This window comes from Nitrosococcus halophilus Nc 4 (assembly GCF_000024725.1).
Classification (GTDB): Bacteria; Pseudomonadota; Gammaproteobacteria; order Nitrosococcales; family Nitrosococcaceae; genus Nitrosococcus; species Nitrosococcus halophilus.
In genome coordinates this window covers 3,732,619-3,748,364 of record NC_013960.1, presented here as the reverse complement: position 1 = coordinate 3,748,364, position 15,746 = coordinate 3,732,619, and the positions used below count along the sequence as shown (strand labels likewise).

Sequence of the window (15,746 nt, the reverse complement as noted above, 5' to 3'; positions counted from 1 at the left end):
CGTAGGGTGTACAGAGCGCCACGATGGGTACCGCCAAGATAGGAGGGGATAAAAATAAAATCATGACCACAGAACCTCTAGTGCGGCTTGACCAGGTTAGCAAGATTTATCCCAAGCTGACTTCCTCCCAGGATCGGCTCCGTGCGCTCTGGGGGGTGTTGAAGGGGCAGGAGGGGTATTCAGGTTACCCTGTGCTCCAAGATATTTCATTGGAGGTTTACCGGGGGGAAACCCTGGGGATCATCGGGGAGAATGGGGCTGGAAAATCCACTTTGCTCAAGCATGTGGCGGGGGTCGTCAAGCCCTCTGCTGGCAAGGTGCAGGTTTCAGGCCGGATTGGGGCTTTGTTAGAGCTGGGAGCGGGCTTTCACCCAGAGTACACCGGACGGGAGAACCTCCAGCTTTCCGGGGCCTTGATGGGTATGAGCGACGCTGAACTCCTGGATAAGCTTGGGGGGATTATCGAATTTGCGGATATCGGTTCTTATATTGATGAACCTATCAAACATTACTCCTCCGGCATGGTGGTGCGGCTTGGATTTGCATTGATTACTGCGCTGCAGCCTGATTTGCTCATTACCGATGAAGTGCTGGCCGTTGGCGATGAATCGTTTCAGAAAAAATGCATTCGCTGGATGGAAGGTTATCTAGGAAACGGCGGGACTTTGCTATTGTGCTCCCATAGCATGTTCCATGTCCAAAAGCTTTGCCAAAAGGCCTGTTGGATCAAAGAAGGACGCATGGTTTCCTATGGTGAAGCCTTTCAGGTCACCCAAGAATATCTGGCCTATCATGAACAAAAATCTCGCCAGGAAGCTCAGCCCCAGGCCCCCTTGTCTTCCGCTGCCTACCAGGTGAAAGCTTTATGGTTGGGGGACAATGAGAATAATGAACTTCCCCTGGTTTCCATGGGGCAAGATTTTAAAATCAGCGGTGAATTGTATTCGCCTGATGATAGAGTCCCGACGGTAGCCGTGGGAATTATCCGGGCCAATGGCACCGAAGTGTATGGGTTTACCTCCGATATCGATGGTTTTGCGCTGAACCGGCGAGAATCTAAGCGTTTTGTATTCGCCCTGACGTTTCCCCGTCTTTCTCTCCTGCCTGGCAGATATAAGCTGTGCGCCCATGCCATGGATCCAGAAGGAATACGGTTATTTGATGTGGTGGAAAGGGAATTCCAGGTCGTTGGCAGAAGCCGGGAACTAGGAGTGTGCCGCCTAGAGCATCAATGGCACGGGGGCTTGCCCTAGAGAAAAGCTATTATGGCGAGGGGGGCGCGGCTGTTTATTCGGCTACGGCAGGAATTTAAGGATCTGCTTGAATTGGTGCTATTTCCGGGGATAGCAATTTTTCTCCCTTGGCCCTGGTGTTTCCGCTTTTACCGCTATCTGAGTCAATATTCATGGCTTTATGGGGAGCGGACGGCGCAAGCCTTAGCCGCAGCACAAAGCATTATTCCCGTGGAGGACCCTGTTCGTTGGTGCGCCGCTTACCGCTTAATTCAGCTGGTGGATCACGGGGATCTCTACCTCTCCCTTTTTCGCTCCGATCGCTGGATGAGAAAGTACCTGGAGCTGACTGGGCCGGGTTGGCCTGGAAATACCCCCTTTCTGGCTATTACCTTCCATTGGGGGACCGGATTGTGGTCTTTGCGTCATCTGCGCAGTCAAGGGATGGCGGCAGCCTTTTTATCTGTCCGCCTAGATAGAAACACTTTTGCTCGCCGGCTAGTGGCTTATTACTATTCACGGTTACGAATTCGGGAAGTGGAAAGGGTGGGGTCAGCCCCGGTGATTTATAAAGGAGGCAGCGTGCCTCGCCTGCTTGAAGCCCTTCGCCAGGGAAAATCCGTGGTGGCGCTGATTGATGTTCCTCCTGGCGAAGGGAATAACTGTTTGCCAATACCGCTATTTCAACGCCAGGCCTGGTGGCCCAGTGGGTTGGTCCGGCTAGCGGTGAGCGAGGGTATCCCCGTGGTGGCCTTCACGGTCTCCTTGGATCATGAGACCGGGCGGCGGTATTTGAAGGTTGCCGGTCCGTTGCCTGCCCGGGATCAGCGTCAACTGATGGAAGCTTTGGCAGGCTGTTTCTCCGAGGCCATTGCACGGGACCCTCCTGCTTGGCATTTTTGGTGGTTGGTGCAAGGTTTTTTCAAACAATAAAATGCCTTGGCACTAGAAGCTGTTGAAAAACCTTGCCTTTAGCGAAGGGGGCAAGCTTGAAAGGTGATCCCACCATTAAATGGTTAAATTTTGGTGGGTATGGCGCTAACACGCCTTAACCCCTTACTTAAATAAGGGAGGTTCTAGGAATCGGCGCAGAGTATATTGAGCTCGTTCATAGAGGCGGGCGGTATAATTGCGCCTGGGTTTTACAAATACCCCAACCGTATCCCCCCAGGGCGCACTGTCGGGTTCGGGGTGAGGTTCCCAGTCTGTGCGAACCTCAATCAGTTCTAAGGCGCCGTACTTGGCTAGGGCGGCAAAGCCATCGGGGTAGAAACGCCAACAGTCCACTGGATAGCGGTGTTCGGGACCTCGGGAGGGGGCGATCAGAAAGATCGTCCCGCCGGGCTTGAGCACCCGCACCATTTCTAGCCAAGTTAGCCAAAAGAACTCGATGTGCTCGAAAGCCTGCCCGGAAATAATGAGATCCATATTGTAGGTGGAGATAGGAAAGCGATAGGGGGAGGAGAGCACAATATCCACATTGGGGCCTGGGGAGAGATCCATTCCTCTATAGTGCCAGTTCGGGTGCTTGAAGAGGGGACGGTAACTCCCATTGACGTCATAGCTGCCCAAGTCAAGAATATTGAGGGAGTCGCGGTGACTGAAATAAACCTCGACGAGGTGGGACATGTGTTGGTAAGAACTAGCGTGCATGGTGAATTAATAGTTGTGGATTGTAGTACCCATCCCAATCGATAACGTTTTTTATTATCCCCCTCATCCTCACCTTCTCCCGCCGGGGGAAATGGAGCGGAAAAGAGCGTTACCTTCTCCCGTTGGGGGAAATGGGGCGGAAAAGAGCATTACCTTCTCCTGCAAGGAGAGAAGGGAAAAAAGAACACTAATTTTTTGGGATAAGGCTAAGTACGCCTAAAAATTTCATCATTATGGACCAGTTTTTCTCAGAAAGTCATCTCTATGCCCGGGAGTTAGATCCCCAGGGAGACGATTCCCTGGCTAAAATTGCCCGCCTTATCCGTCCCCATACTCAGGTATTGGATTTAGGCACCGGCCCTGGAGTTTTGGGGAAATATTTATCCACGGCATTAAATTGCATTGTGGATGGCGTGGAGTTCAGTCCTGAACAAGCCCAGCTTGCCGAACCTTTTTATCGGGATTTGCGGATAGCCGACCTGGAGAAAGTTCAGCTAAGGACGCTTTTTCCTAACCGATTCGCCGGGAGCGAATCGGGACATCCGGAAAATATCCAGAAGGGGGGTGAGCATTACCGTTACGATTATATCGTCTGCGCCGATGTCCTTGAACATTTAAAGAATCCAGGGGCGGTGGTTTCCCAACTGCCCCCCTTATTGAGACCCAATGGCCGGATCTTGCTCTCCATTCCTAATATTGCCCATGCAGGGGTGATTGCTGAACTACTGGCGGGAGAGTTTCGCTATCGTCCCGAGGGATTGCTGGATGTGACCCATTTGCGGTTTTTTACTCGCAAATCCCTATTGGAATTTCTCAATCGCCATGATTTGGCTCCCCTTTCGGTAGAGGCGATACCCTGCGATATGAGGGCGAGTGAATTTCGAGGCTATTATTTAGAGGCCTTGCCCCCCGCTATTTATCGTTTATTGAAAGCCTACCCTGATGCTTTAACCTATCAATTTATCGTTGAGGCCATACCGGGAAAACAGGCCACCCAAAAACCAGAAGCCCCCCCTACTACCCCCGGGTTCCATTTTGCTTGCCAACTCTACTGGCGTTTTGGAAAGGCTGAATATCATCAGGAAAATAGCTGTTGTACCCTGGGTTGTATTGGCGCCGAGCGCCAGGTGATCCGTTTTTCCATTCCTCCTTTGGCTGAAGTTCCCACCGGGATGCGGCTCAATCCCGCCGATCGCCCCGGTTTCATGCGAATTTACCAAATAGACCTTTACGATAAGGAAAATCGCAGCATTTGGCGATGGAACGGTGATAGGGCCCCTTTGCCGGTGAATAAAATACACCAGATGGAATTTTCCAGTGGGTGGGCCACCGCCTTGGGGGTCAATGCTTTATTAATGGGCAAAAATCCTTATTTTGAATTGCCCCTGGAGGCCGAGACCTTAGGGGCGCTGCAAGGAGGGGGCGTTTTGGAGATCCAAGCCTCCTGGCCCCTGTCCGCTGATTTCATGGCATTGGCGCCACGCCTGGGGCAGAAAGATCGAGAAATACAAGAGCGAGATCGATTATTGGGGGAAAAGGATCGATTCCTTGCCTATCACGGGCGTCAGTTGCAAGAAAAAGATCGACTGCTTGCAATCAACGCTCAAGATCTGCAAGCGCTTCATGAACAAGTCGAGCAGCAGCAGCGGGAACTCACCGCCTATGAACAGCAGTTGGCCGAAGCTAATGCTCTGACCCGCTACTTAGAAACTCGGCTTGCTTATCAAGAAAGTTTTCGCGGCTGGGTGCGCCGACCTTTCCGGCCGTTGAAGCGTTGGTATCTAAACCGCCCAAAAATCGAAAAGGCCGATTCCCCATCCATTGATATTGTAATTCCTATTTATAATGCTTATGAGCCTCTGCGCGCCTGTCTAGAGAGCATACGCCGCTGCACCGATGACCCCTATCGACTGGTGCTCATTGATGATGCTTCCACAGATAGTCGCATTCAGACTTTGTTTGAGGAGCTTAGGACGGGGGGAGAAGAGAATATTGTGCTGCTGCAAAATGAGCACAACCAGGGATTCGTCGCCACCGCCAATCGGGGAATGTCCATCGGCAGAAATGATGTGGTGCTGTTAAATTCCGATACCTTGGTGACTCAACATTGGCTCGGAAAACTCAAGCGCTGTGCTGCTTCGGACCCGAAAATAGGCACCATTACCCCTTTCTCCAATAATGGGGAGATCTGTTCTTTTCCTGATTTTTGCCGGGAAAACCCCTTCCCAGAAAATCCAGAATTGATCAATCGGGCCATGGATCGGGCCGGGATAACCGTCTATCCGGAGCTTCCTACCGGGGTGGGGTTTTGCCTGTATATACGCCGGGCGCTCATCAATAGGGTGGGGTTATTTGATGTGGATGCTTTTGGCAAGGGCTACGGGGAGGAAAATGATTTATGCCTGCGTGCTGTAGAAGCGGGCTTTCGGAATGTGCTCTGTAGCGATGCCTATGTGGCCCATGTGGGCGGAGGCTCCTTTGGCCAAGAAAAAAAGGTCATCGCGGAAAAGCAAATGGCGGCGCTGCTGAATAAGCACCCCACCTACTTGGAACAGGTCAATGGTTTTATCAAACAGGACCCGCTCCAGCCGATTCGGCAATTGATTGAAATCCAGCTCCAGCTTCTTTCTGCCCCTGGAATGCCGGGAATCCTGCATGTTATGCATGGCCATGGGGGACCTGCGGTGTTGCGGGGCCGTGGCGGCGGGATAGGGGCTTATATCAGAAATCTGGCGACATTAGTTGCAGGTGAATTTCGACACTATGTGCTAATCGCCTTAGAGCAGGAATGGGTGGTCAAAGGGCTTCTTCCTGGAGAGGAAGAGCAAAATTATCGTTTCCAGCGCCGGGATGGTGAAACCTGGACGGATTTTTTGGAGGCGATTTGTGGGTGGTTGGAGATTAAATTGTGCCACATTCATCACCTGGCCGGTTGCCGCGATGGATTGCTGGAGGCCTTTGCGGGAACGGTGATTCCCTATGGTTTTAGTGTCCATGATTTCTTTTTGGCATGTCCCACGATTAATCTTTTGGATGGCAGTGGCCATTATTGTGATGCCACGACCGATTTGGAACTGTGTCGTCAATGTCTTGGGGCGCAGGGGGCTTTTGCCCATATCGATATAGAAGAATGGCGCTGGAGGCATCGAAATTTTTTATCCAAAGCCGCTTTTGTGTTTGCCCCGTCGGCTTGGGTCAAGCATACCCTTAACCGCTATTTTCCTAGGGTGCCTGTTACCGTGATTCCTAACGTCCCCCATCTAGATCTTCCCAAGCTAAGAGGGGGTCATCTTCAGGGTTTCTTGCTGCCGAAGGATGGCATCAAGTCGATTGGCGTGTTGGGCGCCATTGGGCCGGTGAAAGGGGCCAGAAAGCTGGAGCGGTTGGTGGAAAAAACCCGGGAGCGAAAATTGCCGTTGCGCTGGGTGGTGATCGGATACACGGATCGCCAAGGTGATCCGCCCGTGCCTTATCAGAGCGAGGACCGGGTGTTAACGCTCCATGGTCCTTATGGGCAGGAGGAGTTGCCTGCCTTGCTGGATCATTACGCCATTTCTCTGGTGGTGTTCCCCTCGGCAGGCCCTGAAACCTTTTCCTATACCCTTTCCGAGGCCTGGGCGGCTGACCGACCGGTGTTAGTGCCCCCCATAGGCACGCTCCAAGACAGAGTAGTGGAGACGGGGGCAGGTTGGATAATGGAGGATTGGCAGGATGTAGATAAAATCTTGGACCAACTCATGGAGTTGGTGTCTTCAGAAACCCGGGAATCTTTTATGGCGACCCTGGCGCGAGTCAAACAGGCCAGCGATGATATGGAGGTTCATTTGGAGTCTTCGAGGGAGCTTATTACCGAGGTTTACCGGCGTTCTTCGGCCCCCTCGCTACCGCCTAGGTTAACAGGAATAGACCCCTTGCGCGTCTATGAAGCCGCCTGCCATGACCAATGACCTTTGATGTACGTAGCAAGAATGTCGGCGGATGCGCTGCGCTTATCCGCCCTACTATGACTGTCAATAGCATTGAACAGCCCTGGAGCAGTTCGGATTCGCCGACGCTCAGGGGGAGGTAGGCTTGGAGCGAGAAAAAAATTATTGCTGTATCGCGGTCATTATCACTTACCAGCCGGATCTAGAGGGCCTGGAACGGCTGCTCTTCGCGGTTTCTCCTCAGGTCGAAGCGGTGGTGGTCGTTGATAATGCTTCAGGGGGGAATATTCCCCAATGGCTTAAGCAACGGGGCGTCGCCAACCTCCATTGCTTGGCATTGCCTGAGAATCTGGGAGTGGCCGCGGCCCAGAACAGGGGGATTGCCTGGGCCAAGGAACGGAGCGCCACCCATGTGGTATTGTTCGACCAGGATAGTTGCCCCGCCCCTGATATGATCGAGCGGCTGTATGGAGCATGGAAGCAACTGGAACAGAGGGGGCGGCGGGTTTGCGCTCTGGGTCCCGCTTATCAAGATCGGAGGCGGCCCCAATCACAACCGTTTGTTCGGGTGCGGGGACTGATGATCGGACGTTGCCATTGCCAACGGGACGATGAAATACTGGAAGTGGATCACCTCATTTCGTCCGGGAGCTTGATTCCAATGGCGGTGCTAGACAAGGTAGGGGGCATGGTGGAGGCGTTGTTTATCGACTACATCGATATCGAGTGGATATTGCGGGCTAGGCAGAGAGGATATCAGGCCTATGGGGTCTGCGGCGCGAAGATGTTTCACACTCTGGGAGAGGAGCCTATTCGCTTTCTGGGGCGTGAAGTCGTGGCTCGAAGCCCCTTGAGGCATTATTACCTGTTCCGTAATGCTATTTGGATCTATCGGCAGGACTGGATTCCTCCTCTTTGGAAGCTGGCCGATGGGTTCCGGTTGTGGCAGCGCTTTTTTTTCTACGCCCTCTTCGCTCCTCCCCGGCTGAGGCAGCTCAAAATGATGACTTTAGGACTTTGGCATGGTCTCTGGGGGCGCATGGGAAGATATGGGGCAGTGGAGTAATTTATGCAGTTTTCTCATTGCTCGAGGACATCGACATGCCCCTGGTAAGCGTGATCATTCCCGCCTACAATCACGAGAGCTACGTCTCCTCGGCGGTGGAGAGCGTGCTCGGCCAGACTCATCGGAATCTGGAACTCATTGTCATCGACGATGCCTCCCAGGATGGCACCTGGGAGATACTCCAATCTTTTCAGGATAGCCGCCTACGGCTGCGCCGACATGACACCAATCGGGGGGCTGACGCCACCCTGAACGAGGGGGTGGCCCTGGCCCAGGGGGAATATATCGCTATCCTGAATTCCGATGATGCGTATGCCCCTTGCCGGATCCAGCGGTTGTTGTCAGCAGCCGGGCAGTCGAGTGGGAACGATGTTTTCGTTTTCAGCGATGTGGACTTCATTGGCCCCTCTGGAACCCCGATTTCCCATCACCTTCGCGCCCAAAGCTATAATACGCTGCGCGGCCATTGTGAAACATTGAGTCCGACGAATTGGTTTTTCGCCGGCAATCTTGCCATGACTACCTCCAATTTCTTTTTTTCCCGCTCCCTAGCCAATCGGGTCGGCGGTTTTTTTCCTCTGCGCTATACCCACGACTGGGATTGGGTCTTACGGGCCAGCCAGTACAGAACCCCGATCTGGGTTCGGGAAAATTTGCTGGCCTATCGTGTCCATGAAGCCAATACCCTGTCCGAAGATGACCTCTGGCGTCATATCCATGAAAATTCCTATGTTCAGGCCAAGGCCCTGCTCTCACTGGGACTACGTTCAGGGAACGGCCCGGAGGCGGAAGCCCGCGTGGAAGCGATTCTCCTGGCCTTGATGCAGAATGAGAGCTTTCATCCGCTCTCTCTTTTATGTTATTTGATTTATGGCCTCGCTGGGGTGGAAGAGCGGCGCTTGCTGGAGTTTGCGGCTGGAGACGGTGCAAGCTGGCGATTGCAGCAGATGGCCGAGGCGGCTTCCTGCCCGCCAGAGGTTTTTCGATCCATTCAGCAGCTCGCTGATCAGGCCTCCATGCTGGCTGAACGTTGGCAAGCCATGCAACAGATGAGCGGTGAAATCGCCAGCCGGGATCGGTGTATTGCCAGCCAGGCGGCCATGATTGAGGAGCGCTGGCATATTATCCAGCAGATGAATGGGGAAATCGCCAACCGGGATGAGTGTATTGCCAGCCAGGCGGCCATGATTGAGGAGCGCTGGCATATTATCCAGCAGATGAATGGGGAAATCGCCAACCGGGATAATCAAATTGAAGCGATGCAAGCGGAAATAGCGAAACTAAATGGGAATTTCTTTATCCGTGCAACTCGATACCTTAAACGGATATGGCCGAAGTTTTTGGCGCTTTAACGGGTTGCTGTTAGGGAGGATGTAGATGAGCAGTGAAAGGTCTCTAAAATTTCGGCAACGCCCACACAATCGTTACTGGTGGCACCGGGCGCCAAATACGGATTATATCCCGATTCCCTACAGCTTCCTCGATGAGAGGGAATGGTTGTTGGTTCAGGATTGGTTTGAAGACACAGAGCGTCAATACCCGAGTACGGGGGAGGCCAACGTGCCGCCCCTGTCTTTGTTGATCGGGCTGATTTCCGGTAGCGCCATCAACCGGATCGTGCAATGTGGCCATTATGTGGGGTATTCGACTTTGCTGCTGGGGTTTCTGCTGCGCAAGATGAACCAAAAAAATGCCCTCTTTTCCATCGATATCGATGAAGGGGTGACGAGATACACGGCAGGTTGGGTTGCCAAGGCGGGATTGGAGGAACAAGTGCGTTTATGCGTTGCCGATTCTGCCGATAGGGAGGGACCTGCTCGGGCATCGGCGTATTTTGGTGATTTGCCGCCCCAACTGGTGTTTATTGATTCCAGCCATCAATATGAGCATACCTTGAAAGAGTTGGACCTATGGTACACTGCGCTGCCCCTGGGGGGGCTGTTGGTTTTGCACGATACCAGCCAATTTGCGGCAACGTTTGATTCCACCGGTAAAGGCGGTGTGTTCCGGGCAGTGAGCGAATGGTGTGCAGTTCGGGGGGTGACGGGATTAATGCTGAATTCCTTTGTCACTGGAGGCTCGCCGGGGGATTTCCCCTATGGGGATGGTTGCGGTTTGACCCTCATTCAGAAAAGCTCATTATAGATAGAACATGGCGAGTATTGCCTGGCTTATTCCTAGTCTCATCGAAGGTTCCGGGGGGCACCGTACCTTCCTCCAGCACGCGGATTATCTGCAACAACAGGGTCACCGTTGCCTCTTATACTTGGAAAATCCCGAGCAGTTTTCCAGCGCTCGTCTGCGTAAGGACATCAAACGGATGTTTGGGTATGACTTCCAAGAAATCCATGCCGGTTGGTCCAATATTCAGCCCGTCGAGATGGTGTTCGCCACGGTATGGTACTCGGCCCGGGTGGTTCGTGACCTGCCCTTCCCTTGCGTGAAAGCCTATTTCGTCCAGGATTTCGAAGCCCAGTTCAACCCCATGGGAGATGGCTATCTCATGGCCGAGAACTCTTACCGCTACGGCCTTTACCCGATTACCATCGGCCGCTGGTTGCCGGCCTTGTTGGACCGCCAGTTCGGCGTAGCCGCCAGCCATTTCGATTTCTGCGCCGATTTAGGGATTTATCGCCCGCTGCCAGAGCCGAAACGGGAGCTGGCGGTCTGCCTCATCTACCAGCCGGACAAACCCCGCCGCTGCGCGGAACTAGGTATCGAGACCTTGGGCATTGTCAAGCATTGTATGCCGGAGGTGAAGGTTTACCTGTATGGTTCCAAGGCCAGCGGCCGGGTTTGGTTCGAGCATAAAAACCTGGGTCTATTGAGTCTGGAGGATTGCAACCATCTCTATAACCGCTGCACCGTAGGCCTGTGCATCAGCTCCACCAACCCCTCCCGTGTTCCCTTTGAAATGATGGCCGCTGGCTTGCCGGTGGTGGAGGCGCATCGGGACAACACGTTATATGATTTTCCAGAAGAAGCGGTGTTATTGTGCGAACCCACTCCGGAATCCCTTGCCCAGGGAGTAATGGATGTTTTAGCTTCCCCCGAGCGGGCCCAAGCGATGGGCCGAGCAGGGAGCGCTTATATGGCAAGTCGGCCCCTGGAATATGGGCTGGAGCAATTCCAAGCGACGGTTAATCAATTGCTGATGGGCGCGCAATCGGCACGGTCAGCGCCTACCCCCTTGTACCGCCGGTCTGCCCTGGTGGCCGAAGCGGGGACTGGGAACTCCAGTCCCTCTGTCATTGACACCATGGTGGATCGGGGGCGTTTGGCTTTTTTGCCGCCCGCCCCTCGCAAGCTAGTGCGCTTCGTTTACTATCGGCTGCGGCGGGCGCTGGCGGCTGTAAAGATATAAAAGATATCAACAAGGAATGTAGAAAGTGACGGGGCAAAACTATGAGTTACTGACCATTGATGTTTGGGATACCTTGCTGCGTCGCCGTTGTCATCCCGATAGTGTAAAGCTGCAAGTGTGCCGTTATGTGGCGCTGAATTATACCCAATACCTACTTCCCGAGAATCGAGATAGTTGGACGTTGCTGCGATTGCGCCAGCAGGCGGAAAAGGAGTTGGGGGACGACAGCCGGCAACAGGGCATGGATGACGAGTACCGCCATTTGGATGTTTACCGGCGCTGGTTGGCATTGGCAGGACTAGAGCCTTTTCCCTTGGGCAGTGACGCCCTGGAACAGTTGCTACTGACCCTGGAGCAGGTGGAAATTTCCCAGGAAAAGTTTGTTTCCTACCCGGATCCGACTATTGCGGGGACGTTGACCCACTCTTCTGCCGCTAGGCGGTGCTTTCTTTCGGACTTTTATCTGCCGGCCACGGCTGTTCGGGCATTGCTTGCTCATCACGGTATCGTTCATCTAGCGGCGGAGGGAGTGGTGTCCTGCGAGGTGGGTCTGAACAAGCGCTCCGGTCGGCTCTACCAGTATTTGCACCAACAGTTTGGCGTTTCGCCAGACCAACATCTCCATGTGGGAGACAACCCTGATGCCGATGTTCGGGCGGCAAAGAAAACCGGTGTCGCGGCGATTCATTTCCAGCCCGAAGAGGAGCATCAAAGACGGCGGCAGCGGGAGGCCGATTTTGAGGCGCGCCTTCCCTGGCGCGCCCCCTGCGGGCATCCTTTAGATGTCCCGATTCGCTCCCGCCGAATCGGTGGCGCTCGTCCCCAGGCGCTACAGGCGGCGATCCAAGATCTGCTCACTGCTCCTCTTCCCTCAGAGTGGGAACAGGAGGTTTACAACTATGGCCGAAAGTGTTCTTTGCTGTTGGTGGGCTTTGTCGTCGGTATCATGGAACGGGCGGTGGCTGATCAGGTAGAAAAGTTATATTTCTTCACCCGGGAAGGTGAACTTTTTATGGAAATCTACCACCGCTTGACAGAATCGGATTTGCTCGGGTTTCCACCGCCGCCCGCCCAGTTGCTCCAAGTCAGCCGTATCGCCACTTTTGCCGGCTCCCTGCGAGAGTTGTCCACGGGGGAGTTGATGCGTCTGTGGAACCAATACAGCATTCAGCCTTTACACGCACTGTTGAAATCCCTGGGGATGGAGTCGGCGGCATTCGCCGAGCAGGCAGTTCGTCATGGTCTGGAGTTGCAGCAGCCCATCCGCTATCCTTGGCAGGACGAGCGGGTCAAGGCTTTCCTTGATGATCCTGAGGTCAGGGCGGAAATGGAGAGCCATTTGAATGTCAAACGGGCACAATTATCCGCTTACTTGGAATCCGCCGGTCTGTTGGATACCGCCGGCCGAGTGGGAATTGTGGACATCGGCTGGCGAGGCACGATACAGGACAATCTGGCCCATGCATTGCCCTCAGTGGAGCTGCGGGGCTATTACCTGGGCCTGAATCATTTTCTTAATATCCAGCCAGAAAATGTTCGTAAAGAGGCCTTTGGTCCCAACCTGAACGGAGATGAAGCCCATGGGCACTTGCTAGATTTCGTCGCCCCCGTGGAGATGCTGTGTAATTCTCCCTATGGCAGCGTGATAGGCTATGAGATAGGCAAGGATAGTGTTCGAGTTCACCGCCATGTGGATGAGGGGGAAAACCAGATATACGAAGCTTGTGTCCGCCATTTTCAGGCCGGGGTATTGGATTCGGTATCTTTTTGGGCCGATTTTCTGCGTACCCATGCCTATTCATCCGATGAGCTTCGACCGATGGCCCTGGACATCTGGTCGGAAATTATCCAGCGTCCCCCTCCATTCCTAGCTCAGGCTTATTTCCAACTCAATCATAACGAGACCTTTGGCACGGGGGGATTCTCCAACAAGCAGCGGATGCTGACCTCCGGAGAGGTGTTAAAGGCTTTCATTTCCAGGAAACATCGGGAAAAACTACACCAGTTCCTGATGGAAAACGGTTGGGTATCGGGATTGTTGGTTTGTCCCGATGTTGATTCGAATTTTCGCTGGGTGCTGGGTTGGTTTCTGCGGGCACTGAGTATCCGGCGCTGGATTCGGCGTCGATTCTCCCCAAGCCTCTAGTCAGCGGGGTTTCCTGGAGGGAATTCCTTTAATGCCGTTGCCAGTGTAATGGTCAAATCGTTTCCCCGGGGAACGCTCATGACCGGCACCTTGAGCAGCCCTATTTCGGCTGGAGTGGGCCGGGTTGCATCGCCCGCCTCGGGGAGGTAGATCAAGTCTGAAGCCGCCAGATATTCGGGGAGGGTAAAGGCGGTTGCCTTATTCGCTCCCGGCGAATCGGTGACGAAATGCAGGCGGCGGGGAGCCCTAGCCAGTCCCCTCGCTTTTAAGCTCGCTGGGATGGGGGGCATGTGTTCCCCTTCCAGCCACAAAAAATACAGATTCCGTTGGATGCTTGCTTGCCGGATTGCGGCTTGGATAAACTCATGCGCCGCGTCCGGCCGGTTTTGCTGAGCGATGCCCAAGACAATGCGAGCGGCGTCGGGTATGCCAAGCTGTTCTCGCAGGCGAGCACGGAGCTTAAGACGGTGATGCGCGCCTTCCCTGGCGCGCCCCCTGCGGGCATCCTTTAGATGTCCCGATTCGCTCCCGGCGAATCGGTGATGCGCGCCTTTCCTAATTTTCTCCTTGAGACCCCTGTCGGGTCCAAATTCGTTTCCAGTGAGCTTGCCTGCCCTCCCAGGGGTGGCGATAGTGTCAGGGGGTGGATGAGGGGGGAGGCTTTCCTGGTTTTTCCCCGTGGAGGTAGGGGCGGTCTGGTTTACTGAATGTCGGCGGAAGCGGCTACGGAGGGCACGGAAAGTCAGGGTGATGGCTCGGATGGGCGCGGTTACGCGCCAGGAGTTGGAGTGGCGCAGGGCTGCTAGTTCCTGTTCTAGCATATCGGCACGGGTTTGGTGATGAGTGAGGGCATGGCGTGTCCGTTCAAGTTGGCGGCGGGTTTCTTCTAATTCCCCAACCTGACGAATGATTTCTGTTTCCCGTGCCCTGTCGTTTGAGTGGTAACGGGACTGAGCGCCCTCAATACCTAGGGCCAGCCAGCTTCCAGGACCTTCAGGTCTGCTCGGGGTTGGCAGCAGGGCCTGGTAATCTTCGACCATGTCTTTTACATGGCGTACGGGGTGAGCGCCTAGATAGCGGGCGACGTGGATGAGGGGCGTGGGATCCTGGGCCAAAGAAGCAATCAGTTCAGTCAGGCTGTGAACGTCAGGTTTGTACAGGAAGCCGTTTATGCCATGGTGGATGCGTTCGGCGAAGGCGCCCAGGTTGGTGGCGAGAGGGGGGATGCCCAGCGCCCACATTTCGCTGAGGGTGTAGCTGAAAGTTTCCGGTAGGGTGGAGAGAAGGAGGGCGCAATCCGGCGCGAAATCCTGGACCAAGGGACCCAGATCGGCGAAGTTGTAGTCCGGGATGAGGGTGATGCCGTCCATGTCAGCGAAAGATTGGCCTAATATGCCGCAGCCGAGGAGGAGGAATTCGGCCTTGTCAGTGAGCTGAGGCAGGGCGTCCTGCAACAGTTGCAGGCCCTTGTGGGGTTCCAGGCGGCCGGGAACGAGGATACGCAATTTGCGGGTTTTATCTATTTGGATTTGTTTTCCCCCATCTTCTCTTGCAAGGAGCAGAGGGGGTCGAGTAGGGCAGCCCATCCTTGCGGGATCGATGCCATGGGCGATGAGGTGACAAGCTTTGCGGGCGATTTCGGGATAAAGCCGGTACAGCCTGTCCCGCGCCGTGTGAGTAGGGGCCACAAGGTGAACTTCGGGCTTGAGGAGCGCGGCGGCATAGGCCCGGCGCATGGCGAGCCAGTCTTCGGTGATGGAGTTGTGCCAGCATTCGTTCTGGGGGTTGGACTGTAGGCAAATAGTCAGTCTTTCCTCATCGCATTGTTGGCAGGGGTCATTGAAGTAACCAAACATGGCCGGGCAGTAGGGATAGAAGTCGTGCAGCACCCGCAGGGTGGGCAGGCCGGTTGTCAGGGCTTCCAGGGAGTGCCCGATCAGGGAGGAGACCACAATGGCCTCCACCGCCAAGCCGGTGAGGAGGTCTGAGAGTATGGCTCCATACTGGAGGTGGGTAATGCCGGTGGCCAGAATCGGGGGGGTGAGTTCCCAGACCGCAAGGGGTGTTTCTGGATAGGCCGGATCCACCAGTTCTAAGGCGTGGCCGAAGACGTTACGGTTGCTGCGAGAATACAGGATGAGGTGGCGCCGTTCAGGGCAGTGTCGGACAAAGTCCTCGGTCCAGCGGGCGATACCGCCCCCCCAACTGTGGAGGATGTGAAGCAGAGTTCCCTTCGGAGCATGAACCGCGGTTAGGCGCGATGCCGGGGGCGATTGGGCTTGTTCCTCCGTGGCAGGCGGGTCGGCGCTGTTTTTGACCAAGTTTTACTCCGATTTATTGTTGGTTATACTGCCCATGG

At 54.5% G+C, this 15,746-nt stretch carries 10 protein-coding genes; 8 read left to right on the top strand and 2 right to left on the bottom strand.

The genetic code is table 11. The features are described from left to right. Positions 1-62 precede the first annotated feature (62 nt). Both NHAL_RS17630 and NHAL_RS17625 read left to right on the top strand, forming a co-directional pair. On the top strand, positions 63-1,253 hold the full coding sequence (locus NHAL_RS17630) for an ABC transporter ATP-binding protein (RefSeq protein ID WP_041355962.1): 1,191 nt from the start codon (positions 63-65) through the stop codon (positions 1,251-1,253). A 12-nt stretch (positions 1,254-1,265) separates the two neighbouring features. After that, entirely contained in the window at positions 1,266-2,165 is a 900-nt protein-coding gene (locus NHAL_RS17625) for an LpxL/LpxP family acyltransferase (protein WP_013034505.1), read from the top strand. Between the two features lie 123 nt (positions 2,166-2,288). Here NHAL_RS17625 and NHAL_RS17620 read toward each other — a convergent pair whose 3' ends face one another. Further along, positions 2,289-2,861: a methyltransferase domain-containing protein gene (locus NHAL_RS17620; protein ID WP_203434335.1), complete on the bottom strand. Its 573-nt coding sequence runs from the start codon at positions 2,859-2,861 to the stop codon at positions 2,289-2,291. 257 nt (positions 2,862-3,118) lie between these two features. Here NHAL_RS17620 and NHAL_RS17615 point away from each other — a divergent pair, with 257 nt between their 5' ends. The 6 genes from NHAL_RS17615 to NHAL_RS17590 all read left to right on the top strand — a co-directional run bounded on the left by NHAL_RS17615 (position 3,119) and on the right by NHAL_RS17590 (position 13,387). Continuing rightward, positions 3,119-6,832, top strand: coding sequence for a methyltransferase domain-containing protein (locus NHAL_RS17615; RefSeq protein ID WP_013034503.1), 3,714 nt, complete (start codon positions 3,119-3,121; stop codon positions 6,830-6,832). A 124-nt stretch (positions 6,833-6,956) separates the two neighbouring features. Continuing rightward, complete coding sequence (locus NHAL_RS17610) at positions 6,957-7,877, top strand: glycosyltransferase family 2 protein (protein ID WP_013034502.1); 921 nt, start codon at positions 6,957-6,959, stop codon at positions 7,875-7,877. 35 nt (positions 7,878-7,912) lie between these two features. Beyond that, entirely contained in the window at positions 7,913-9,229 is a 1,317-nt protein-coding gene (locus tag NHAL_RS17605; protein WP_013034501.1) for a glycosyltransferase family 2 protein, read from the top strand. 25 nt (positions 9,230-9,254) lie between these two features. After that, entirely contained in the window at positions 9,255-10,022 is a 768-nt protein-coding gene (locus NHAL_RS17600) for a class I SAM-dependent methyltransferase (RefSeq protein WP_013034500.1), read from the top strand. A gap of 7 nt (positions 10,023-10,029) precedes the next feature. Beyond that, positions 10,030-11,241 carry a rhamnosyltransferase WsaF family glycosyltransferase gene (locus NHAL_RS17595; protein WP_013034499.1) on the top strand — a complete coding sequence of 404 codons (1,212 nt, stop codon included), beginning with the start codon at positions 10,030-10,032 and terminating at the stop codon, positions 11,239-11,241. 25 nt (positions 11,242-11,266) lie between these two features. Next, on the top strand, positions 11,267-13,387 hold the full coding sequence (locus NHAL_RS17590; RefSeq protein ID WP_013034498.1) for an HAD family hydrolase: 2,121 nt from the start codon (positions 11,267-11,269) through the stop codon (positions 13,385-13,387). Here the strand turns inward: NHAL_RS17590 and NHAL_RS17585 are convergent. Next, positions 13,384-15,708: a glycosyltransferase family 4 protein gene (locus NHAL_RS17585; protein ID WP_013034497.1), complete on the bottom strand. Its 2,325-nt coding sequence runs from the start codon at positions 15,706-15,708 to the stop codon at positions 13,384-13,386. The two genes, NHAL_RS17590 and NHAL_RS17585, sit on opposite strands and share 4 nt — an antisense overlap. Between the last annotated feature and the right edge of the window lie 38 nt (positions 15,709-15,746).